This window comes from Xanthomonas sp. MUS 060, from assembly GCF_000963215.1.
Lineage (GTDB): Bacteria > Pseudomonadota > Gammaproteobacteria > Xanthomonadales > Xanthomonadaceae > Xanthomonas_A.
In genome coordinates, this window is record NZ_JZIM01000019.1 from 1 (window position 1) to 21,761 (window position 21,761).

The 21,761-nt window shown below is 63.2% G+C and carries 15 protein-coding genes and 2 pseudogenes; 14 read left to right on the top strand and 3 right to left on the bottom strand.

Annotated features, from left to right (window positions below):
• Positions 1-494 precede the first annotated feature (494 nt).
• The 8 genes and pseudogenes from XANALMUS060_RS14135 (at position 495) to XANALMUS060_RS20615 (ending at position 11,649) form a co-directional block, all read left to right on the top strand.
• A complete protein-coding gene (locus XANALMUS060_RS14135; protein WP_045738981.1) occupies positions 495-2,705 on the top strand; it encodes a TonB-dependent receptor in 2,211 nt (736 codons plus the stop codon).
• Between the two features lie 50 nt (positions 2,706-2,755).
• The gene (locus tag XANALMUS060_RS14140; protein ID WP_045738982.1) at positions 2,756-3,757 is read left to right on the top strand and encodes a nucleoside hydrolase; all 1,002 of its coding nucleotides are present in this window, start codon (positions 2,756-2,758) and stop codon (positions 3,755-3,757) included.
• A 73-nt stretch (positions 3,758-3,830) separates the two neighbouring features.
• Entirely contained in the window at positions 3,831-4,487 is a 657-nt protein-coding gene (locus XANALMUS060_RS14145) for an HAD family phosphatase (protein ID WP_045738983.1), read from the top strand.
• A 192-nt stretch (positions 4,488-4,679) separates the two neighbouring features.
• Positions 4,680-7,568, top strand: coding sequence for a TonB-dependent receptor (locus tag XANALMUS060_RS14150; RefSeq protein ID WP_045738984.1), 2,889 nt, complete (start codon positions 4,680-4,682; stop codon positions 7,566-7,568).
• A 19-nt stretch (positions 7,569-7,587) separates the two neighbouring features.
• The gene (locus XANALMUS060_RS14155; protein WP_045738985.1) at positions 7,588-8,532 is read left to right on the top strand and encodes a glycerophosphodiester phosphodiesterase family protein; all 945 of its coding nucleotides are present in this window, start codon (positions 7,588-7,590) and stop codon (positions 8,530-8,532) included.
• 97 nt (positions 8,533-8,629) lie between these two features.
• Positions 8,630-8,858: pseudogene (locus tag XANALMUS060_RS22160) on the top strand (transposase); the annotation flags it as partial.
• A gap of 286 nt (positions 8,859-9,144) precedes the next feature.
• Entirely contained in the window at positions 9,145-11,343 is a 2,199-nt protein-coding gene (locus tag XANALMUS060_RS14165) for a methyl-accepting chemotaxis protein (protein WP_200894058.1), read from the top strand.
• 150 nt (positions 11,344-11,493) lie between these two features.
• Positions 11,494-11,649, top strand: coding sequence for a hypothetical protein (locus XANALMUS060_RS20615; protein WP_161795427.1), 156 nt, complete (start codon positions 11,494-11,496; stop codon positions 11,647-11,649).
• A gap of 207 nt (positions 11,650-11,856) precedes the next feature.
• Here the strand turns inward: XANALMUS060_RS20615 and XANALMUS060_RS14170 are convergent, their stop codons facing one another.
• The gene (locus XANALMUS060_RS14170) at positions 11,857-12,339 is read right to left on the bottom strand and encodes a peroxiredoxin (RefSeq protein ID WP_045738987.1); all 483 of its coding nucleotides are present in this window, start codon (positions 12,337-12,339) and stop codon (positions 11,857-11,859) included.
• Positions 12,340-12,508: 169 nt separating this feature from the next.
• Here XANALMUS060_RS14170 and XANALMUS060_RS14175 point away from each other — a divergent pair, with 169 nt between their 5' ends.
• On the top strand, positions 12,509-12,976 hold the full coding sequence (locus XANALMUS060_RS14175) for an Hsp20/alpha crystallin family protein (protein ID WP_045738988.1): 468 nt from the start codon (positions 12,509-12,511) through the stop codon (positions 12,974-12,976).
• Between the two features lie 134 nt (positions 12,977-13,110).
• On the top strand, positions 13,111-13,992 hold the full coding sequence (locus tag XANALMUS060_RS14180; protein ID WP_045738989.1) for a DnaJ C-terminal domain-containing protein: 882 nt from the start codon (positions 13,111-13,113) through the stop codon (positions 13,990-13,992).
• Between the two features lie 250 nt (positions 13,993-14,242).
• On the opposite strand, the gene pilH is transcribed toward XANALMUS060_RS14180, so the two are convergent.
• Positions 14,243-14,626 carry a twitching motility response regulator PilH gene (gene pilH, locus XANALMUS060_RS14185; RefSeq protein WP_045738990.1) on the bottom strand — a complete coding sequence of 128 codons (384 nt, stop codon included), beginning with the start codon at positions 14,624-14,626 and terminating at the stop codon, positions 14,243-14,245.
• 77 nt (positions 14,627-14,703) lie between these two features.
• The gene (locus XANALMUS060_RS14190) at positions 14,704-15,708 is read right to left on the bottom strand and encodes an acryloyl-CoA reductase (RefSeq protein WP_045738991.1); all 1,005 of its coding nucleotides are present in this window, start codon (positions 15,706-15,708) and stop codon (positions 14,704-14,706) included.
• 140 nt (positions 15,709-15,848) lie between these two features.
• Here XANALMUS060_RS14190 and hflK point away from each other — a divergent pair, with 140 nt between their 5' ends.
• The 4 genes and pseudogenes from hflK to XANALMUS060_RS14210 all read left to right on the top strand — a co-directional run.
• Complete coding sequence (hflK, locus tag XANALMUS060_RS14195) at positions 15,849-17,000, top strand: FtsH protease activity modulator HflK (RefSeq protein ID WP_045738992.1); 1,152 nt, start codon at positions 15,849-15,851, stop codon at positions 16,998-17,000.
• Positions 16,997-17,863 (top strand): protease modulator HflC, encoded by an 867-nt coding sequence (locus XANALMUS060_RS14200; protein ID WP_045738993.1) that lies wholly within the window; start codon positions 16,997-16,999, stop codon positions 17,861-17,863. The genes hflK and XANALMUS060_RS14200 overlap by 4 nt, the downstream gene beginning before the upstream one ends.
• A 299-nt stretch (positions 17,864-18,162) precedes the next feature.
• Positions 18,163-19,455, top strand: coding sequence for an adenylosuccinate synthase (locus XANALMUS060_RS14205; RefSeq protein ID WP_045739007.1), 1,293 nt, complete (start codon positions 18,163-18,165; stop codon positions 19,453-19,455).
• Positions 19,456-19,817: 362 nt separating this feature from the next.
• A pseudogene (locus XANALMUS060_RS14210) lies at positions 19,818-21,494 on the top strand (phospholipase C, phosphocholine-specific); the annotation flags it as partial.
• Positions 21,495-21,761 lie beyond the last annotated feature (267 nt).

The following is a 21,761-nucleotide window of genomic DNA, read 5'->3' on the forward strand; positions in this document are numbered from 1 at the left end:
GGCCAGGGCGGTTGCGAGGCGGGCCTTCATTCCCATAGTGACGATCCTTTATTCAATCCATTGTGGTGGTTCGCACCATCCGGTTTACAGCGCGGCGCGCTCAATCGGACTATATACGCATCCTGGCCCGACCCATGGTAGTGGGCGCGGAGTTGACTGCTCAAGTCATGACCTGGTTCGGTGAACTTACAGCTGAGCTTGACCTGTTCCGCGTCCAGACACGGTCAAGGCCAACGAAGGTCGCAGTAGCGCATGGGCGCGCGATTGTGTTCAGTGAGGTGTCGCTGCCAGCGGCATAGCGGCGCCGTCGCAGGTGTCTACCGACCAAGCATGGGACAAGGGTGGCTACAGGGGCGTGTGGAGCTGCGGCAATCCTGTTCAATAGCAGGCAGATGCGCATGCGGGCAGATGCGCATCACCTGTGCGTTGTGTTAATTGTTGTGCGGCGCGACCAAGCTCCGCGACGCGCTCCCGTCCCCCACTCCGGAGTTTCCATGTCCGCCAGTCGTTCGCTGCGCGCCAGCGCACTTGTCGTTTCCGCTTTTTCGTTCTCTGCTTCCGCGCAGCAGGCGGACAACAGCGATGGGGTTGCCCGCTTGGATGCGGTCAAGGTCACCGTCGAGCGGCGGACCGAGGATGCCAAGGATGTGCCGGTGTCGGCCAGCGTGTTGCGCCCTGAGTACCTGGATACGATCGCCACCAGTGGCGCGGACGTGCGCGTGTTGGCGGGCAAGGCGCCCAGCCTCAATGTCGAGTCCTCCAATGGCCGCGTGTTCCCACGGTTTTACATCCGTGGCTACGGCAATACCGATTTCAACATCTATGCCTCGCAGCCAGTGTCGCTGATCTACGACGACGTGGTCGCCGAGAACGCATTCTTGAAGGGCTTTCCGATCTTCGATCTGCAGAGCTTGGAAGTGCTGCGCGGTCCCCAGGGTACCCTGTTCGGCCGCAACACGCCTGCGGGTGTGGTGAAGTTCAACTCGGTCAAACCGATCCTCGGTGCCAACGATGGCTATGCCAGTCTGTCTTATGGCACCTACGGCACGATGAACATGGAGACGGGTCTGAGTGTCGCGCTGGGCGAGCGGTGGGCGGCGCGCCTCTCGGCGCTGGGTCAGCGTCGTGGCGACTGGGTCGACAACACGGTCGATGACCGTTCGTTCGAAGGCTACATGGATTCGGCGGTGCGCCTGCAACTGCTGTTTCAGCCGGGCGAAACATTCAGTGCGCTGTTCAATGCACATGCGCGCCATCTCGACGGCACTGCGCGGCTGTTTCGCGCCAATATTTTCCAACCGGGCAGCAATCGGCTGATCGCTGGTTTCGACCCGGACAAGGTCTCCATCGACGGCAAGAACACTCAGCAATTGCAGACCGACGGCGGTAGCGCCAACCTGACCTGGACCTTGGGCGATCTCGTGCTGCATGCGATCACCGGCTACGAGGGCATCGGCAAGTACTACAGCCGTGGCGACATCGACGGCGGCTATGGCGCGGTATTCGCGCCGCCATCCGGCCCAGGGACGATCCCGTTTCCGGTGGAGACCGCTGGCGGCATCAAGCGCCTGGAGCAGTACACCCAGGAGCTGCGTGCCGAGTCGCAGTATGCCGGTCCGCTCAATTGGCAAGCTGGCTTGTACTACTTCCAAGATGCGGTGGAAGGGGAGAACTACAGCTACGACACGCTTGCCGGCGGTTCGTTGTCCAGCTATCAATTGACTCGCCAGCGCAATACCTCGTGGGCGGCGTTCGGCTCGTTGCATGATGCTGTCAGCGAGCGTCTGGATGTGCGTGTCGGCCTGCGCTACACCGACGACAGGAAGCGGTTCGACGTCCTTGCACTGGATCGCGTCGTCCTGCAGCAGCCATCCAGCGGCAGCACCGACAACGCCAAATTCACCGGCGACCTCGGTGCCACCTATAAAATTGATGAGAACGTCAACGTCTATGCGCGTGCAGCGCGTGGTTTTCGCGGTGCCAGTTTCGGCGTGCCATCGGCGACGGCGCCATTGACCGTGGCCGCACCGGAGACCGTGGATTCCTATGAGGTCGGTATCAAGTCCGATCTGTTCGACAAGCGCGCGCGCTTGAGTTTCGATATTTACGATTTCAACGTAAAAAAACAGCAATTGACCGCGGTGGGCGGCACTTCCAACGACATCCGCTTGCTCAACGCCAATACCTCCAAGGCGCGTGGTGCCGAGTTCGATAGCGAGGCGATGTTGGGCCAGAACCTGCGTGTGACTCTGGGCGGAGCTTACAACTGGACACGCATCGAAGATCCGACGCTGTCGGTCGGCGTGTGCCGCACCTGCACCGTCACCGATCCGCTCAATGCTGCCGGGCGTGCGTTGATCAACGGCAACGTGCTGCCACAATCGGCCAAATGGATGGGCAACGCTACCTTGCGCTACGGTATCCCGGTTGGCGATGACGCCGAGGTTTTTTTCTTCACCGACTGGTCCTATCGCAGTGCGATCAACTTTTTTCTGTATGACTCGCGCGAGTTCGTCGGTCAGCCGCTATTGGAGGGCGGCATCAAGGTCGGATATCGCTGGGAGGGTGGTGCCTACGAAGCTTCGGTGTTCTGTCGCAACTGCACCAACCAGATCCGCGCTACCGGTGCGATCGATTTCAATAACCTCACCGGCTTCATCAACGACCCGCGCATCGTCGGCGCACAGTTCCGCGCCAACTTCTGATGTGTGACGTCGTCGTTTTGTGAGCCACTCTTAATTGAGGACAGACGCGTATGCGTGTTATGAAACAATGGGCGGCGCTGGTGCTGCTGAGCGTGGTGGCGTGTGCCATTGCGGTGTCGGTTGCGATGGCCGCGCCGGTGCAGAAAGTGGTCGTGTCCACCGATATCGGCGACGACATCGACGATGCCTTCGCGCTGGCGCTGCTGTTGCGCAGTCCGGAATTGCAAGTGCTCGGCATCGCCTCGGCCTGGGGCGACACCGACTTGCGCGCGCAACTGTTGCAGCGTCTCCTGCGGCAGGCTGGCCGCCGCGATATTCCGCTGGCGATCGGGCAGCGCACCACCAGCACGGTTGCCTTCAGTCAGGCGCGTTGGGCGGCCAAGGGCATGCTACCGCGCGCTGCGGCGGATGCGGTGCAGTTCATCCTGGCGCAGGCGCGGCGCCATCCCGGCGAGGTCACCTTGCTGGTACTCGGGCCGTTGACCGATGCGGCGCGCGCGCTACAGCGCGATCCGGTGGGTTTCGCCCAACTCAAACAGGTGGTGCTGATGGGCGGTTCGGTGCGCGTGGGCTATGGTAAATCGCGCTATCGCCCGTCCAATCCACCGGTGCCCGAATACAACATCGTTTCCGATATCGCGGCGGCGCAGCGTGTATTCGCCGCGGGCGTGCCGATCGTGATGTTTCCGCTGGATGCGACCCAGGTGACGCTGGAAGAGCCGGAGCGGATCGCGTTGTTCGCCCATGGCACGCCGTTGACCGATGCGCTGACCCAGCTTTACTACCAGTGGCGCGATACCGACCAGCCCTGGTCCAGCGCCACACCGACGCTGTTCGACGTGGTGCCGGTGGCGCAGTTGCTGGCGCCTGATCTTTGTCCGACCGTGCCGCTGCGCATCGTCATCGACGATCAGGGCAATACGCGGCAGATGCCGGTGAGCAGCACAACCGCCACCGCCGGATCCGCTGGCGGCACGGCCAATGCGCAGGTGTGTCTGGCACTGGATCGCTCGCGGCTGATCGCGTGGTACATGCAGCGCATGTTGCACTGATTGCATCCGCTGCGCTGGCGTCGCCCGTGCGTCGCCGATGTGTGGGTGTCCTGATTCGTTTTTGGAGTCTGTTATGTCGTTATCTGTTTCGTCCGCTGCGTCCGGTATCGATACGGTCGTGTTCGATCTCGGGGGTGTTCTGATCGATTGGAACCCGCGCTATCTGTATCGGCGTCTGTTCGCGCAGGAGGCGCAGATGGAGCATTTCCTGCGCGAGATCTGCAGCCCGCAGTGGAACGAGCGTCAGGATGCGGGCCGCTCGTGGGCCGAGGCGGTCGCCGAACTCAGCGCGCTGCATCCGGCACATGCGCCGATGATCGCGGCCTACCACGCGCGCTGGCCTGAAATGCTGGGTGGTGCGCTGGAGGAGACGGTGGCGGTGCTGGAAGAGCTGCGTGGCTGCGATGTGCGCTTGTACGCACTGACCAATTGGTCGCACGAGACCTTCCCCATTGCGCGCGAACACTATCCGTTCCTGGATTGGTTCGAGGGTGTGCTGGTGTCCGGCGAGGAGCGGCTGGTGAAGCCCGATCCGGCGATCTTCGCGTTGCTGTGCGAACGCTATGCGATCGAGCCGGCACGCACCGTGTTCATCGACGACGCGCCGCGCAATGTACACGCCGCGACCAAGATCGGGATGCAGGCGCTGCAGTTTCGCGATGCGGCCACGCTGCGTGCTGCGTTGATCGCATTGGGCTTGCCGCTGCGCGCCTGCGACCCGATGGCATGAGCCTGGCGGTGTCGGTGCCGCGACCCGGGAAGATCAGTCACTGACCCCATCGCGTTGTAGATCGCGTGCTTTGGCCTGCGCTTGGCACCGGTCCGTGCGGTTGAGTATGTGACGGTTGATATCAAACTGTCATATTTTTGGAATTAAATGCCCCGTTTTACTCGACCAAATTCAAATTTCCGGGGCTTTGCAATGAAATCACTCCACCACCGGCAACGGGTATTCTTCGTTTGTGTGCTCGCGGCCAGTTGCCATGCCGCGCTTGCGGCGGAGGTGCTCAGTGTTACTCCAGCAGGCTCTGCCTCGGCGGATGCGGCCACCTCCCACGATGCTGCTGACAATACCGCCGCCGCACCCGAGTCCGACGCAACCAAGACCCTGTCCAGCGTCGTGGTGACCGGTGTGCGCAAGGCCAATGCCGCCGCCATCGAAAGCAAGCGCGAGGCCACCAACATCACCGACGTGGTCAGTTCCACCGACGTGCGCGCGTTGCCGGATACCACCATCGTCGAAGCGCTGCGCCGTATTCCCGGCTTGTCGGTGTTGCCGGCGACCGATAACGAGCATCCGCGCGACGAAGCCGCCACGCCGGTGCTGCGCGGTCTCGGTCCGTCCTACAACAACGTCACCATCGATGGCCTGACCGTGGCCTCCCCGGGGACGCCGAATGGAACGCTTGGTTCGATCACCCGCGGCGTGCGCCTGGATATTCTGCCGGCCTCGATGGTCAGCGAATTGCAGGTCGTCAAGACCTTCACTCCCGACCTGGATCCCAACGCCACCGGCGGTGCGATCAACCTCAAGACCCGCAGTGCGTTCGAAAACGGCGGCAAGCCGTTCTTCACTGCCGAGGCTTCGCTGGGGCATGCCAACGACGTGGGCAAGCCGCGCGATCAGGACGATCCGGGGTATCGCCTGCTCGCAACGGGTAGCCGCACCTTCGGCAGCGAAGGGCAGTACGGCCTGACGTTGTCGGGCAACTATCAGACACTGAGCAGCTACACCGAAACCCACATGACCACCGACACGGTGCATTACGGGTTCTACGACAGCAATGGCGTACTGCAAAGCGGCACCAATCTGGGCAATGGCTGGGCCGTGCCGCAGCAGGACAAATACTGGTACGTGATGGACAAGCGCGACCGCTACGGCCTCACCGGCAAGTTCGAGGCGCATGTGAGCGAGTCGCTGCAGGCTTACGCGCTGGCCGGCTATTACTATTTCCGCGACAACATGGAGCGCAACGAGGTCATCATCGACCCGCGCAACCGCAACAACGTGTACAACCAGACCGCCACGTCCGGCACGTATCCGGTGGGTGACGTGGAGGTCGGTTACTCCAATCAGATCACCACCACCCGCACCAAACTCGGCCAGACCGGTTTCGAGTGGCGTCCGGATGATCGACAGGTGCTGTCTGCGCGCGGTTCCTGGTCCGATGCGACCTATGCCGAGCCGATCAGCATGATCAAGTACGTCACCGGCGCTTCGCGTCCGGCCGCCGTGCCCACGGGGCAGACTGGCCCTGGCGTGACGGTGGTGCCGAATGCGGCGTATGGCTTCAACTACGACACCTCGGGCTTGAATCAGCGCTTCCCGATCGCGCCGCAGTCGTACTACAACTACAACAACTACAGCCTGCTGTATTGGCGTCCTGACTACCAGCGCAATGCGCGCGACAAGGTGCTCACCGGGCGTCTGGACTATGCCTTCAATCGCGGTGAGATGGACCGTGGATTCGGTTTCGGTACCGGTGTGAGCTATACCCGCGACGAGCCGGGCTTCAACATCTACCGCGACGAATACCAGCCTAATCGCACAGCGCCGCCGCTGAAGATTTCCGACGTGCTGGCCCCGTCCAACGCGCCGATGCGCTACCTTGGCCTGAATTTGATCACCATCGATCCGGTCAAGGCAAACAGTATCTTGAAATCGACGCCGCTGAGTGCGTTCAACAGCACCGACCAGAGTGCTTTCAGCAACCAGGATAATTTCAGCCATAGCGAAAAGATCTTCGGAACCTACGGCTTGGTGAGTTATCGCGCCGATGCGTTCGACGTGGAAGCGGGCCTGCATTACGACCATACCGACCAAGCCACGGTCGGTCGCGAGCGCGAATTGGATGCGGCCAGCGGCAAGTACGTCTATGTGGATGCGCCGACGAATTCGCACTACGCCTACCTGTTGCCGTCGGCGATCATGACCTACCATCTCAGTGATCGCCTCGATCTGCGTGCCGGCGCCAGCCGCACGCTCGGTCGCCCGCCTTACGACGCCTACGCCGCGCGTACCTCGATCGGCTTCGTCAATAGCAACGACATGGGCAATCCCAATGCCCAGGGCGTGACGGTGACCATCGGTAATCCCAATATCAAACCGCGCATCTCGACCAATCTGGACCTGTCGCTGGAATGGAGCCTGCCTGACGACTACGACGGCATGCTCGCCGCCGCCGTGTTCGACAAACGCATCCAGGACGAGATCTTCACTCTCTCGCGCATCGACCAGTTCAACTTCAACGGCACCACGTATTCCAACGTGCTGATCAGCACGCCGGCCAACGCGTCCAAGGCGCATGTGCGTGGCCTGGAACTGAGCGCAGTGTTGAACACCTTGTTGCCGGGCGTGCCAGCGTTGTCCGGCCTGGGCGCCAGTGCCAACCTGGCATTGCTCAATGGCGGCATGGATGTGCCGTTCAACACCGGCACCGCACCGAACATCCTGCAGAGCACGCGCTCGGTCGATAACATGGTCGGCCAGCCCGACTACACCGCTAACGCCTCGCTGTTCTACACCGTCGGCGGCCTGGAATTGCGCGCAGCCTACAACCGTCAGGGCAAGGCGTTGCGTTCGATCGTCAGCAACATTCCTTGGCAGGATCTGTACTGGGCGCCGCGCTCGCAGTTGGATCTGTCGGCGACGTGGGCGGTCAGCAAGCAACTCAGCGTGGTGGGGCAGGTCAGCAACGTCACCCACAGCCGCCTCACCAGTTTCACAGGTCCAAGCGAAAACCTGTTGAAGGACAGCTATTCGATGCCGACCACGTACTGGATCGGCCTGCGCTTTACCCCATCGTTCTGATGCTGGTCGGAGAGTTTCAATGAAAGCTCATGTTTTTCGTGGCGGTCTGTTGGCCGCCCTGCTGACCGCCGCCGTTCCGGCCGTGGCCGGCGGTATCGCGCCGATCCAGGCGCGCCTGGCCAATCCGGAAGGCGGTATCTTCGTCGTCGCCCATCGGGGGTGCCATAACCCCGCGCCCGAGCACGGCTTCGCCGGCCATGCGCCGGAAAACTCGCTGAGCGGTCTGGAGCGTTGCGTGACGGTGGGCGTGGACATGCTCGAAACCGATATCCGTCGCGCTGGCGATGGCACGTTGGTGATGTTCCATGACGCCACGGTGGATCGGACCACCAACGGGAGCGGCAAGGTCGCCGAGATGACCTGGCCGCAACTGTCGAAGTTACGCTTGCGCGATGACGAAGGCGGTGCCGATGCCGCGCTCACCGATCAGCATCCGGTGACGCTGGAGCAGATGTTGGCTGCAGCCAAAGGCCGGATCATGCTCAATCTCGACGTCAAGGCGCCGATCTATGCCGAGGTCGCCGATGCAGTGCGACGCGCTGGCATGGAGCGCGAGGTGGTGCTCAAGACCGAGGTTGGCGTGCATAGTCAGCCGCTGGCCTCGCTACCGCCGTTTGATCGGGTGAACTTCACCCCGGTGCTGCTCAATCCACCTGGTACCGACGATCTACTGCAGACCATGCGCACCCAGATCGGTGGCAAGGTGCGTCCGGTGGCGATTGAGCTGCCGCGCATGTCGGTCGAGCAATTGACGCCGCTGGCGGCGCTGGCCAAGCAGCAGCGCGTGCGCTTGCTGGTCAATAGCTTGTGGGACGGCTTTGTGGCCGGCGTCGGCGGCGATGCCGATGCGTTGCGCGATCCCGATGCTGTCTGGGGACGGCTGTACCGCGCCGGCGTGGGTGCGCTGCAAACCGACGAGCCGGAAGCGTTGCTGCGTTATCGCGCCTCGCTCAAGCCGCACTGAGCATTCGCGACATTGACCGCCGCGGGATATCTCGCGGCGGTGCTTTCAGCGCGGAGAGCCTGTTCAACGTTTCCCTGCGAACGATGAGCATGCGTGGATGAGAAAGCGCTATCGGAGCGACATCAGCCGCGCACAATTGGCGATCATCCAAGCATTGCTGGAGAGCGCTCGCCGGTAGACAAGTCCACAATGAGTGGACGTGTAAGTGGTGTTGTGTGGAATGTTGTATCTGCTCAATAGCGGCTGCCATTGGCGCATGCTGCCCGAGGCGTTCGGCAAGTGGCGCGTTGCATTCGCACTTTGCCATCTGGAGCGAGCCGTGTGAGTGAACAGCCTGCTGGAGCAGGCTCAGAAAATCAGGTTGGCGAGGCCCTGAAGCAACAGATGCAGGGTCGCTCACCCGTGACAGGCGTCGCCTGACATCGATTGTGACGGCATACCGTTCGGTTCATCGTCTCTGCCGCTGCAGAAGTTCGTAATTGCAGACCCGATCACGGTTAACTTGCGCTTTCGGCGTCGCACGGGAGTCAAGTTTGAAGCGCTCGCGGTCGATATTAAGTCTGCATGCACATTGGCATCGCTATCAGGACCGCTATGAATCCCGTCGGTTTCTTGCGTCTTCGCATCGCCAATTTGTCGATGGCGCGCAAGTTCGTGGTGTTATGCACGCTGCTGGCAATCGGCGTGATCCTGCTTGCGGTCGCTGCCGCACGTCTGCAGTACCTGGATCTGGTGGAAGCGCGCAAGCAGACTGTCAAGACGGAGGTCGACATGGGCGTGAGCGTCATCGCGCACTATGCCGACAGGGCCAAGCGCGGCGAAATGACCGAGGCGCAGGCGCAGACTGCGGCCAAGAACACGCTTGCCGATATCAAGACCAACGGTGGCACATACTCATTTTTAATCATCGATCCGCAGATGCGCATCGTGATGCATCCAAGGCGCAAGGTCGGCACCGACATGAGCGGCTATAAGAGCGATGCCGGTGAATATGTGTACCGCGATATCAGGGCATCGGTCGCTCAGGGCAACGGCTTTACCTATTACAGCGCGTCCAAACCTGGCCAGAAGCAGCAATTGCCGAAGATCAGCTACGCCAAGCTCTACCCGCAGTGGAACTGGATATTGGTGATGGGCGTATACGCCGAAGATATCCAGCTAGAGGCGCTGGGCTTCACCAAGATCCTCACGATCATCGGTGCTGCGCTGGTTGTGCTGATGGTGGGGCTGTGCTGGCTGATCGCCAGCGCCATCGTCACCCCGTTACGCGCGGCCACGCGCACCGCCGAGGCCATCGCTTCTGGCCGTTTCGACAACGCCATCAAGGTGGAGTCGCGCGACGAGACCGGGCAGCTGATGACCAGCATGCAGCAGATGCAGACTCAGTTGCAGCGCTTCAACGGCGAGATGCAGACCCTGGTGCACCTGCAGCAGGGCGAGGACATCGGCCACCGGATGCCGGAGGATTTCCCCGGTGACTACGGCACGCTGGCGCGGGGCATCAATACCGCGTTGTTCGAACACTTGGATGCGATCATCGAGGCGATGGCGATCATGGGCGAGTACGGCCGCGGCGACTTGCGCCGCGACATGCGCCGCCTACCTGGCCAGCGCGCCGCGCTGAACGAGGCACTGGATGCGGTGAAGGCCAACTTGTCGGCGATCAACGGCGACATCGCGCGCCTGGCCGATGCGGCCGCGCGGGGCGATTTCTCCGCACGAGGCGAAGAAGGGCATTACCAGTTCGCGTTCGCGGAAATGGTGGGAGCGCTGAACCGGCTGATGCGGCAGGCCGAGAGCGGTCTGGCCGATGTGGGCCGGATCATGGGCGCTATCGCTGACGGGGACCTGTCGCAGCGAGTGGATGCACGCTACGAGGGCGCGTTCGGTCAGCTGGCCGATGCCGCCAACCGCACCGCCGCGCAGCTGACAACCATCGTACACGGCATCCAGCGCTCGGCTGAGTCGATCAATACCGCCGCTGGCGAGATCGCCAGCGGCAATAGCGATCTGTCGGTGCGCACCGAGCATCAGGCTGCGAGCCTGGAAGAAACTGCCGCATCGATGGGAGAGCTGACCTCCACGGTCAAGCAGAACGCCGACAATGCGCGCCAGGCCAACCAGCTGGTGCTGGGCGCCGGCGAAGTGGCCCAGAGCGGCGGCCGCGTGGTCGAGGATGTAGTCACCACGATGGCCTCGATCAGCGCGGCCTCCTCGCGCATCGCCGATATTATCGGGGTCATCGATGGCATCGCGTTCCAGACCAATATCCTGGCGCTCAATGCTGCGGTGGAAGCGGCGCGTGCTGGCGAGCAGGGTCGCGGCTTCGCGGTGGTGGCCTCGGAAGTGCGCTCGCTGGCGCAGCGTTCGGCGGCCGCGGCCAAGGAGATCAAGACCCTGATCTCCGACTCGGTGCAGGAAGTGGCACATGGCTCCACCCTGGTCGCGCGCGCCGGCAACACCATGGCCGAGGTAGTGGCCTCGGTGAAGCGGGTCACCGACATCATGGGCGATATTTCTGCGGCCAGCGTCGAACAGAGTTCGGGCATCGAGCAGGTCAGCAAGACGGTGATCCAGTTGGACGAAAGCACGCAGCAGAACGCAGCGCTGGTGGAGGAAGCCACCGCAGCGGCGAAGAGCCTGGAAGACCAAGCCATGGACCTGACCCGTGCGGTAGCGGTGTTCCGCCTCGCCGATGGCACGCAGCCGTTCGCCACGGCCTTGTCGTTGAATGCGTCGGTAGGTCCGATCGCCGCCGCGCGTGCGCCGCTCAAGAAAGCGCCCGCGTCAGTGGCGTCGTCGACCGTGTAGCCACTGCCGCGCAGCAAGTCCGGCACGCTCGCGGAAAGCTCGGGCTGGAAAGCGTTCTGGGCCTGCTCCACGGCAGCCGCACAGTCACTGGCCAGCAACGAAGTCGATGCGGCAACGCATCGGCTTCGTCGTTTCTGCACGAGGGATCACTTGCGCTGCGGCATTGTCACCAGCACGCTGATGCTGGTGGTGATGGCAGCGGCAAAGCGTCAGGATCGGTTGGCTGAGTTCATCGGCCGTCACGTGATGGGACCACGGCGGCTGATCATCGACGAGATCGCTTACCTGCCGCTGCGCCACGATTAGCCAAACCTGTTTTCCAGGTCGTCGCTAAACACTATGAAAAAGACGCGTTGTTGCTGATCGGCAAGCTTGCCGTTTGGAGCGTGTGACCAGGCGTTTGCGGGTGACACCATCAAGTCGAGTCAGGTTGAAATTGCTGTCGACACGCTGCGAAGCGACGGCATGCTCGCGCAGGGTTGGCTGGCGCGTGTTATGCGCTAGCAGAAGGGGTCAGTCAGGAAGATGCTGCAGCACGTAGTCCGCAGCGGAGACTTTGAACTCGCCCGGTGCCTCGACGAACAGCGCGCGCACCACGCCGTTTTCGGCATACAAGGCGAAGCGGCGCGCGCGCATGCCCATGCCGTAGTGGCTGGCGTCCAATTCCAGGCCCAGCGCCTTGCTGAAGTCACCGTTGCCATCGGAGAGCATCTGCAGCCCGTCCGGGACCAATTGGTTCTTGCCCCAGGCCTGCATCACGAACGGATCGTTGACCGCCATGCAGTAGACCTCGATGCCGCGTTTGTGGAACTCTTCGAAATGCTCCACATAGCCGGGCAGATGCTTTTCCGAGCAGGTTGGAGTGAAAGCACCGAGGACGGCGAACAACAGCACGCGGCGTCCATCGAAGAGTGTGCGGGTATCGACCTGTTCGACGCCATCGTGGATGCGCTGTAGTACTGCGTCGGGAATGCGTTCTCCAGTTTGTATGGTCATGGCAGCCTCCTTAAGATGAACCGAGTCTAGAAATGCAGATGGGAAAGCGGTGTCAACGGCTTGAAAAACCGTCACGCACACTTACCTGAGGTGCATGGGCGGCGGGCCTGTCCCGTCTCCCCTAACCGCCCCCTTGGGGTGTGCCTTATTCACGTTTCAGGAGACCACGATGAGCATTGTCCGTTATCGCCAGTGGCCGGCCCAGGCCGCATTCCAAAACGAGATCAAGCAGGTATTCGACCGTTTCTTCGATCCTAATGGCGGTACCGACGAATCGGCCGTCGTCACCGCGCAGTGGGTGCCGCGCGTGGACATCAAGGAGGAGCCGGAGCGCTTTGTGCTGTACGCCGATTTGCCAGGCATGGACCCGTCGGAGATCGAGGTGTCGATGGACAAGGGCATCCTTTCCATCAAGGGCGAGCGCAAGAGCGAATCGTCTGCCGACAGCGAGCATTTCTCGCGGATCGAGCGCCGCTATGGCAGCTTCCACCGTCGCTTCGCACTGCCGGACAGTGCCGATCCCGACGGCATCTCGGCCAGCGGCTACCATGGTGTGCTGGAAGTGCGGATTCCCAAGCGTCCGGCGAGTACGCCGCGCCGTATCCAGGTCGATACCGGGGCCACGATCATGCAGTAAGCGCACGCGCACGTTGGCGTCGCTACGGCGTCGCCGCGCTGCTGCGCTCGGCCAGTAGAATGGCCGGGCGATGACGCAACGTATGCAACCGGCCCGTTGCCGCAAGGCGGCGGGCCGACTCTTTGAGGTGATAGATGCAATTCAAGGATTACTACGCGACTCTGGGCGTTGAGCCCAGCGCGGGCGATGCCGAGATCAAGACCGCATACCGGCGGCTGGCACGCAAATATCATCCCGACGTCAGCAAGGAGCCCGGAGCGGAGGAAAAGTTCAAGGCGATCAACGAAGCCTTCGAGGCCTTGCGCGATCCGCCCAAACGCGCCGCCTACGACCAGTTGCGTGCGCAGGGCTACCGGCCGGGCCAGGAATTCCATGCGCCACCTCACTACGGTGGCGGTGCCGGCTTCGATGTCGAGGAAGTATTCGGCAATGGCGGAGCAGCTGGCGGTTTCAGTGATTTCTTCGAGAGTCTATTTGCTCGCCAACAGCGCGCACGCCAGGGCGGCGCTGGGCCAGGTCCGGGCGCACCGCGTGGCGATACCCGCGCCAAACTGGCGGTGCCGCTGGAGGCCGTGCATGCCGGCGATAGCGTGCGTATCACCATCAACGGCAAGCAATTGGACGTGCGCGTGCCCAAGGGTGTGCGCCCTGGTCAGGTGATCCGCTTGAGCGGGCAGGGTAACGGCGGCAGCAACCTGTTGCTGGAGATCGAGTATGCAGCGCATCCGCAGTTCGAGGTGGATGGGCGCAATATCCTGCACACCTTGCAGGTGACGCCGTGGCAGGCGGCGCTGGGGACCAGCATCAGCGTGCCGACGCTCGGCGGCGCGGTGGAGTTGAAAATTCCGCCGGACTCCGATGCGGGCCGCAAGCTGCGCCTGCGCGGTCGCGGTCTGCCAGGGACGCCGCCGGGCGACCAGATCGTCGAATTGGAAGTGTCCGCGCCGACGCCGGAAACCGAAGCGCAGCGCAAGGCCTATCGCGCGTTGGCCAAGGCGTTCGGCGAGAAGGCGTAATCGCCGGCACACGCGATTGGGTTGTGCGTGCGTGTGCATGCCTGATGCTGACGATTCGGGATGTTCACCGAGTGCGCGACCCGCTCGCGTTTTTCTTCTCGCATGCGGCAACGCTGCTGTTGCAAGATACAGAAGGGCGGATAACCGCAGGCAGTGCCGTGTTGCCTTTGTTCAAAAATCAGGCGCGGAAATTTTCGCCAGCTCGCGCGACAGCCCTGCTATCCATTGGTGACGTAATCGGTGCGTGCGCTCACCGCTGGGGTGCATCATCGCCGCTGAAGACCTGTTCGATCACGTCATGCAGCTCGTGCTCGGAGAACGGTTTGGTGATGTAGCCGCGCGCACCTTGGCGCATCCCCCACAGGCGGTCGGTATCTTGGTCTTTGGTAGTGACCAGGATGACCGGGATGTTCTGCGTGGTCGGCTCGCGACGTAACATGCGGGTGGCCTGGAAGCCGTTGAGGTTGGGCATCACCACGTCCATCAGCACCAAGTCTGGCAGTGTCGCTTTGGCCACTTCCACTCCGGCGGCGCCGTCGGGAGCTGTGATCGTCTCGTGGCCCAATTTTTCGACGATGCGCTGAATGCCCAACAACTGCGATGGCGAGTCGTCGACGATCAAAATACGTGCCATGTTGCTCCCCCTTGGATGCTCCGAGTGTAGTGGTGGCGGCGCGGATGCGGAAAGCCTGCTTCGTCACAAACCTGCGCTCACGCTGTTGGATCCAGCCGTACCACCGTGCGCCCGAACGACTGGCCGGCGAGCATCGACGCGAATACTTCCGGCAGCTCGGCCAGCTCCACCTCGCGGGTGCAGATGGCATCCAGGTGGCGCGGCTTCCAGTCGCTGCCCAGGTGCTGCCAGATGCGCTCGCGCAGGTCACGCGCGGTACCTGCCGAGCCGATGCCCAGCAGCGAGACGCCACGCAGGATGAAGGGCATCACCGTCATGTTTAGCTCCGCAGCCGCTGCCAAGCCGGCGCAGGCGACATTGCCGTAGGGTGCGGTTTGCGCCAGCAGGCTGGTCAGCATCGCTCCGCCGACGTTGTCCAGGCCGCCGCCGAAGCGTGTCGATTCCAGCGGGCGGGTGGTCTGCAGGACATCGCGGTCGAGCACTTGGGTGGCGCCGAGGGCTTTCAGCGCATCGGCGCGCTCGGCTTTGCCGCTGACCGCGTGCACCTCGAAGCCGGCGCGGCTGAAGATGTCGATTGCCAGCGAGCCGACCCCACCGCTGGCGCCGGTCACGCACAGCGGGCCGTGCGCCGGGGTCTGCCGGTTGTCGAGCAGGCGCAGCAGCGCCAGCGCCGCGGTGAAGCCTGCGGTTCCCAGCACCATGCTTTCGCGCAGGCTCAGTCCCGCCGGCAGCGGCACCACCCACTTGGACTCCAGGCGTGCATATTCGCTGTAGCCACCGTCGCGGGTTTCGCTCAGGCCGCAGCCGGTGACCAACACCGCATCGCCCTCTTTGAACGCCGGGTCGTTGGAAGCAACCACGTATCCGGCCACGTCGATGCCGCCGACCAGTGGAAAGCGCCGCAGGATCTTGCCCTGGCCGGTGCCGGCGAGCGCGTCCTTGAAGTTCACCGAGGACCAGGCGGTGCGGATCACCACATCGCCGGGGTTGAGCTGGTCCAGTGCGAGCGAGGCAATGCCGGCGCGGTGGCCGGCCGCGTCCTGGTGGATGCGGAAGGCGGAGAACTGAGTGGGAATGGGCATGAAGCACCTCGGTCGGTCCGCAGGAATGCACCAAGATACCTTCTGGTAATGCCGGTTCTGCCGCATCTTGTAGAATCAACGCCTGATCACCGGTGAGCGGCGCGGACCGACCCGCCGGCACCTTCCTTTTTGGAGCATGCATGGCCTGGAATACACCTGGCGGCAATGGCGGAGACGGCCCGGACAATCGTGGGCGCGGTCCCTGGGCACCGCGTGGCGGCAATGGCGGGCGTAAGTGGGGTGGGTTGCCCGGTCCGTTGAAGGAGCTGTTCGGCGACGGCGGGGGTATCGGTATCGGCCGTTGGGTGCTGGGTGTGGCGGTGGTGGCGCTGTTGTTCAGCAGCTTCCAGTTGATTGGCGAGCAGCAGCGCGGCGTGGTGCTGCGCTTCGGTCAGTTCTCGCGGATCCTGATGCCTGGCCCCAACTTCAAGCTGCCCTGGCCAATCGAGAGCGTGCGCAAGGTCGATGCGACCCGGATCAAGACCTTCGACAGCCAGTTGCCGGTGCTGACCGGTGACGAGAACATCGTCAATGTGTCGCTCAACGTGCAGTATCGGGTCGAGGATCCACGTACCTATGTGTTCGGCGCGCGCGATGCCGATCAGGTGCTGCAGCAGGCCGCGCAGAGCGCCGTACGCGAGCAGGTTGGACATTCGGACCTCAATACCGTACTCAACAACCGTGGGCCGATGGCCGTCGCCGCGCGTGATCGCCTGCAGTTGGCGCTGAAGGCCTATCATACTGGCCTGATCGTGACCGGCCTGACCATGCCCGATGCGCGTCCGCCGGAAGCGGTGAAGCCGGCCTTCGACGAGGTCAACGGCGCCCAGCAGGTGAAGGAGCGGCTCATCAACGAAGCCCAGGCCTACGCCGCCAAGGTAGTGCCGGAGGCGCGGGGCTTGGCCGCGCGCACTCGGACCGTGGCCGAAGGCGACAAGGACGCGGCGATTGCCCGCGCACAGGGCGATGCTGATCGCTTCACCCTGTTGCAGAAGCAGTATCAGAATGCTCCCGAGGTCACCCGCAAGCGGTTGTGGCTGGAAACGGTGCAGCAGGTGCTGGCGGAGAACCGCAAGGTCATCGGTGGCGATGTTCGCCCGATGGTCTACCTGCCGATGCCAGCCGAAGCTGGCAAGGCGGCATCGGCCACGGCGGCGCCGGCAGCCCAGCCGACCACGCTACCGCAGGAATTCCTGATGCCGACGTTGAACACTCGTTCGGCCGAGAGCATCCGCGATCCGGAGCGCACGCCGCGTCCGGCTGGCCGTGAGGATGGGGAGATGCAGCAATGAAAAGCTCCGTGTGGGCGGGTGTCGCCGTGATCGCGCTGTTCGCGTTGTTCAGCGCGGTGTTCGTGGTGCCAGAAGATAAGACCGCGATGGTGTTGAACCTGGGCCGGGTGGTTCGCTCCGACCTCACGCCGGGGTTGCACTTCAAGCTGCCGCTGGTGGAATCGGTGCGCATGTTCGATCGCCGTTTCCAGGTGCTCGATACCACGCCGGCGCGTTATTTCACCGCCGAGCAGAAGGATGTCAGCGTCAGCTTCTTCGCCATCGGCTATATCTCCGACGTGCGTGCGTTCTACCGCGCCACCACCGGTGGCGACGAAAAAGTGGCCAACACCTTGCTGGCGCCGATCATCACCGATTCGCTGCGCAATCAGATCAACTCGCGCACCTTGCAGCAATTGGTGTCGGGTGATCGTAGCGAACTGATCGCCAAGCAACTGGTGGCGATCAACGCGGCGAGCAAAACGCTGGGTATGCAGATTGTCGACCTGCGCATCAAGCAGATCGATTTGCCGACCGATAGCCGGGTCATCAACGATGTCTACGAGCGCATGCGCGCGCAGCGCAAGCAGGAAGCGGCGAAGTTGCGTGCCGAAGGCGAAGAACAAGCGCTGACCATTCGTGCTCAGGCCGACCGCGAGAGCACGGTGTTGGTTGCCGAAGCCGAGCGCGACGCGCAGAAATTGCGTGGCGAGGGCGATGCGCAGGCCGCTAACCTTTATGGCAAGGCCGGCGCGGCCGATCCGGCGTTCTATGCCTTCTACCGCAGCCTGGAGGCGTACCGTGGCGCCATGGCCGACGGGAATGGGGTGATTGTGTTGGACAAGAACGATCCCTTCCTGCAGTACTTCAAGAGCGATCACTGAGCGACGCAATCCCGCCTCGGCTAGTGCAGCGCGGATTGAACGTTTTGATCGCGTCTGCGTTGGGGCTGAATGTCCCGGGCGAGGGGCTGGTGAGCGTCACCCGAAACCCGGATAATGCACAAAAGCCGGCCGGGCTCGCTCCATGACGAGCGCCTCGACCGGCTTTTTCCGTGTGTGGGTCAGTCGTTGCCGGATCGCTTCCCGATGGAGCGATCGTGCCGGTGGCGGTCACTGCCCCGTGCGGCCACTACATTCGCGCGGCCCCGCTGGCCGTGCCGCAAACCAGGAGTTACCCAGCCATGGGTCAGTCAGTTGTCGTGCTCGGCGCCCAGTGGGGCGATGAAGGCAAAGGCAAGATCGTCGATCTTCTCACCGAGGAAATCGGCGCCGTCGTCCGTTTCCAAGGCGGCCACAATGCCGGCCATACCCTGGTCATCAACGGCAAGAAGACCGTTCTGCACCTGATTCCGTCCGGCATCCTGCGCGAAGACGCGCTGTGTCTGATCGGCAACGGCGTGGTGATCTCCCCGGCGGCGTTGCGCAAGGAGATCGAAGAGCTGGAGACCTCTGGCGTGGAAGTGCGGTCGCGGTTGAAGATATCCCCGGCCGCGCCGCTGATCATGCCCTATCACATCGCCCTGGATCAGGCCCGCGAGAAGGCCGCTGGCGGCAAGGCTATCGGCACCACCGGGCGTGGTATCGGTCCGGCCTACGAAGATAAGGTGGCGCGTCGCGGCATTCGCATCGCCGACCTGCATTACACGCCGCAACTGGAGGAATTGCTGCGCACCGCGCTGGATTACCACAACTTCGTGCTGACCAAGTACCTGGGTGTGGAAGCGGTCGATTTCCAGAAGACCCTCGACGAAGCTTTGGCCTTTGGCGAGTACGTGCAGCCGATGAAGTCCGACGTCGCCGGCATCCTCCACGACCTGCGCAAACAGGGCAAGCGCGTGTTGTTCGAGGGTGCGCAGGGCGCGCTGCTGGATATCGACCACGGCACCTACCCCTACGTCACCAGCTCCAACACCACGGTGGGCGGTGCGCTGGCCGGCACTGGTGTGGGCGCGCAGGACATCGACTACGTGTTGGGGATCGCCAAGGCCTACGCCACGCGCGTCGGTGGTGGTCCATTCCCGACCGAACTGGACGACGCAATCGGCCAGGGGATCCGCGACCGTGGTGCCGAGTACGGCGCCTCCACCGGCCGTCCGCGCCGTTGCGGCTGGATGGACATCGTCGCGCTGAAGCGTGCCGTGGCCATCAACGGAATCTCCGGCCTGTGCATCACCAAGCTCGATGTGCTCGACGGCATGGACAAGCTCAAGATGTGCATCGCCTACGAATATCACGGCAAGCGCACCGAGTATGCGCCGTTGGACGCTCAGGGCTGGGAAGAGTGCACTCCGGTGTATCTGGAGTTCCCAGGCTGGAACGAGAACACCCACGGCATCACCGTGTGGGAAGAACTGCCGCCTGCCGCCCGTGCCTATCTGCGCGCGCTGGAAGAACTGGCGGGCTGCCCGATCTCAATCGTCTCCACCGGCCCGGATCGCGACCACACGATGGTATTGCAGGATCCGTTCGCCTGATCTGTTCGGCTGATCCGCGTGCGCGGATCAGCGCGACACCACGCGCCCCGCGTCTGCGGGGCTGCGCTGCATCGACCGCGCCGCAGATGCGCAGCGCGGTGTGAGTGGCGATCCCTCTGTGCGCAAAGCGCGAGGATGCGGGCGACGCGTCGCGCGGGTTTGCCCATGCCGGCCACGCTCTTCGGCGGTCGATGCGGTCGTTCCACTGTTCGTCTGCTCACTGTCAACGTTATTTCATCCGCCGCCACTAGGCTGGCCGATGCCTGAGCGTTTGCTCGTTGTCGGTATGGGTTGCCGTGGTCGAATACAGCCGTCGTCGTTTCCTTGCGCGTGCGTCCCTGGCCCTGGGGGCCGGAGCGGCCATGCCGCTGTTGCCTGGAGCCATCCGCAGTGCGTTGGCGGTGCCGCCAGCGCGGGTCACCGGCACGTTGCAGGACGTGCAGCATGTGGTGATCCTCATGCAGGAGAACCGCTCCTTCGACCATTACTTCGGCTGCTTGCGCGGAGTGCGTGGTTATGGCGATCCACGGCCGTTGCGCCTGCCCAGTGGCCGGCCGGTCTGGTACCAACCCGAGCCGGGTGCTGCAGACCGCCACGTGCTGCCGTTTCGTCTCAACAGCCAGACCACCAGCGCACAGTGGATGAAGGATCTCAACCACGACTGGAAGGGCGCGCACGACACCTGGAAACATCACGATGCCTGGATCGCGCAGAAGAGCGCGATGAGCATGGGCCATTTCCAGCGCGAGGACTTGCCGTTCTACTACGCGCTGGCCGACGCCTTCACCATTTGCGACGGCTACCACGCCTCTTTGTTTGGTCCGACCAATCCCAACCGCATGTACATGTTCACCGGCACCAGCGGCCTGAGCGTCGGCAACGATGGCGAGCAGGCGGTGAACAATCGCGACGATGGCAACTGGACCGCGGATATGGCGCGCGACAATCCGCGCTTTCCCGGCTACACCTGGACCACCTACGCCGAACGCTTGCAGCAGGCCGGCATCCGTTGGCAGGTGTATCAGGAGTTCGACAACTACGGCGACAACAGTCACGCGTATTTCGCCAGCTTCCGCAACCTGGATCGTGCTTCGTCGTTGTACCGTCGCGGGCGTGCCTGGGCGCCGGGTTCCAGTGCCGACAACGCCAAGGCGTCGCGTGGCGAGCATCTGCTCGCCGCGTTCGCACGCGATGTGCGCGCCGGCACTTTGCCGCAGGTGTCCTGGATCGTCGCGCCGTACCTGCTCAGTGAGCATCCAGAATCCACGCCGGCGTATGGCCAATCGTTGAGCGCGCGTCTGCTGGAGATTCTGGCCGGATCGCCCGAGGTCTGGTCCAAGACGGTCTTCCTGATCAACTACGACGAGAACGATGGCTTCTTCGACCACGTGCCGCCGGCATTGCCGGCGATCCGTGCCGAGCTTGGGGCCAGCAATGTGGACCTGCACGGCGAGGACTATCACGGTGTTCCGGTTGGACTGGGGCCGCGCGTGCCGATGTTGGTGGTGTCGCCGTGGAGCCGCGGTGGCTGGGTGAATTCGCAGGTATTCGACCACACCTCGGTGATCCGCTTCCTGGAGCGTCGTTTCGGTGTCATGGAACCCAACATCAATCCCTGGCGTCGCGCGGTCGCTGGCGATCTGACTTCGACGTTGGACTTTGCCGGTCACGATGCGGCACCGGTCGCGTTGCCGCAAACCCGCGACTTCATCGCCCGCATCGATGCCACTGCGACGCTGCCGCCGCCGCAACGTCCTGCGCAGCAGGCGCTGCCGGTGCAGGAGCCGGGGCAGCGCCCGGCGCGCGCGCTGCCCTACGATGTCGATGTGCGCTTGCAGGTACAAGCGCATGCTCAGGTGTTACGCATGCGCAACCGGGGTGCCGCCGGCGTGGCGCTCAATGTCTATGCCGATGACGGTGTTGCCGGCCCCTGGTTCTACACCTTGGCCGCCGCTAGCGAGCTGCAGGACACGCGCGCGTGGCGCGGCGATGTCGCCGATGCCGGGTATGCGCTGCGCGTCCATGGCCCGAACGGTTTCGATGGTATTGCAGGATCCGTTCGCCTGATCTGTTCGGCTGATCCGCGTGCGCGGATCAGCGCGACACCACGCGCCCCGCGTCTGCGGGGCTGCGCTGCATCGACCGCGCCGCAGATGCGCAGCGCGGTGTGAGTGGCGATCCCTCTGTGCGCAAAGCGCGAGGATGCGGGCGACGCGTCGCGCGGGTTTGCCCATGCCGGCCACGCTCTTCGGCGGTCGATGCGGTCGTTCCACTGTTCGTCTGCTCACTGTCAACGTTATTTCATC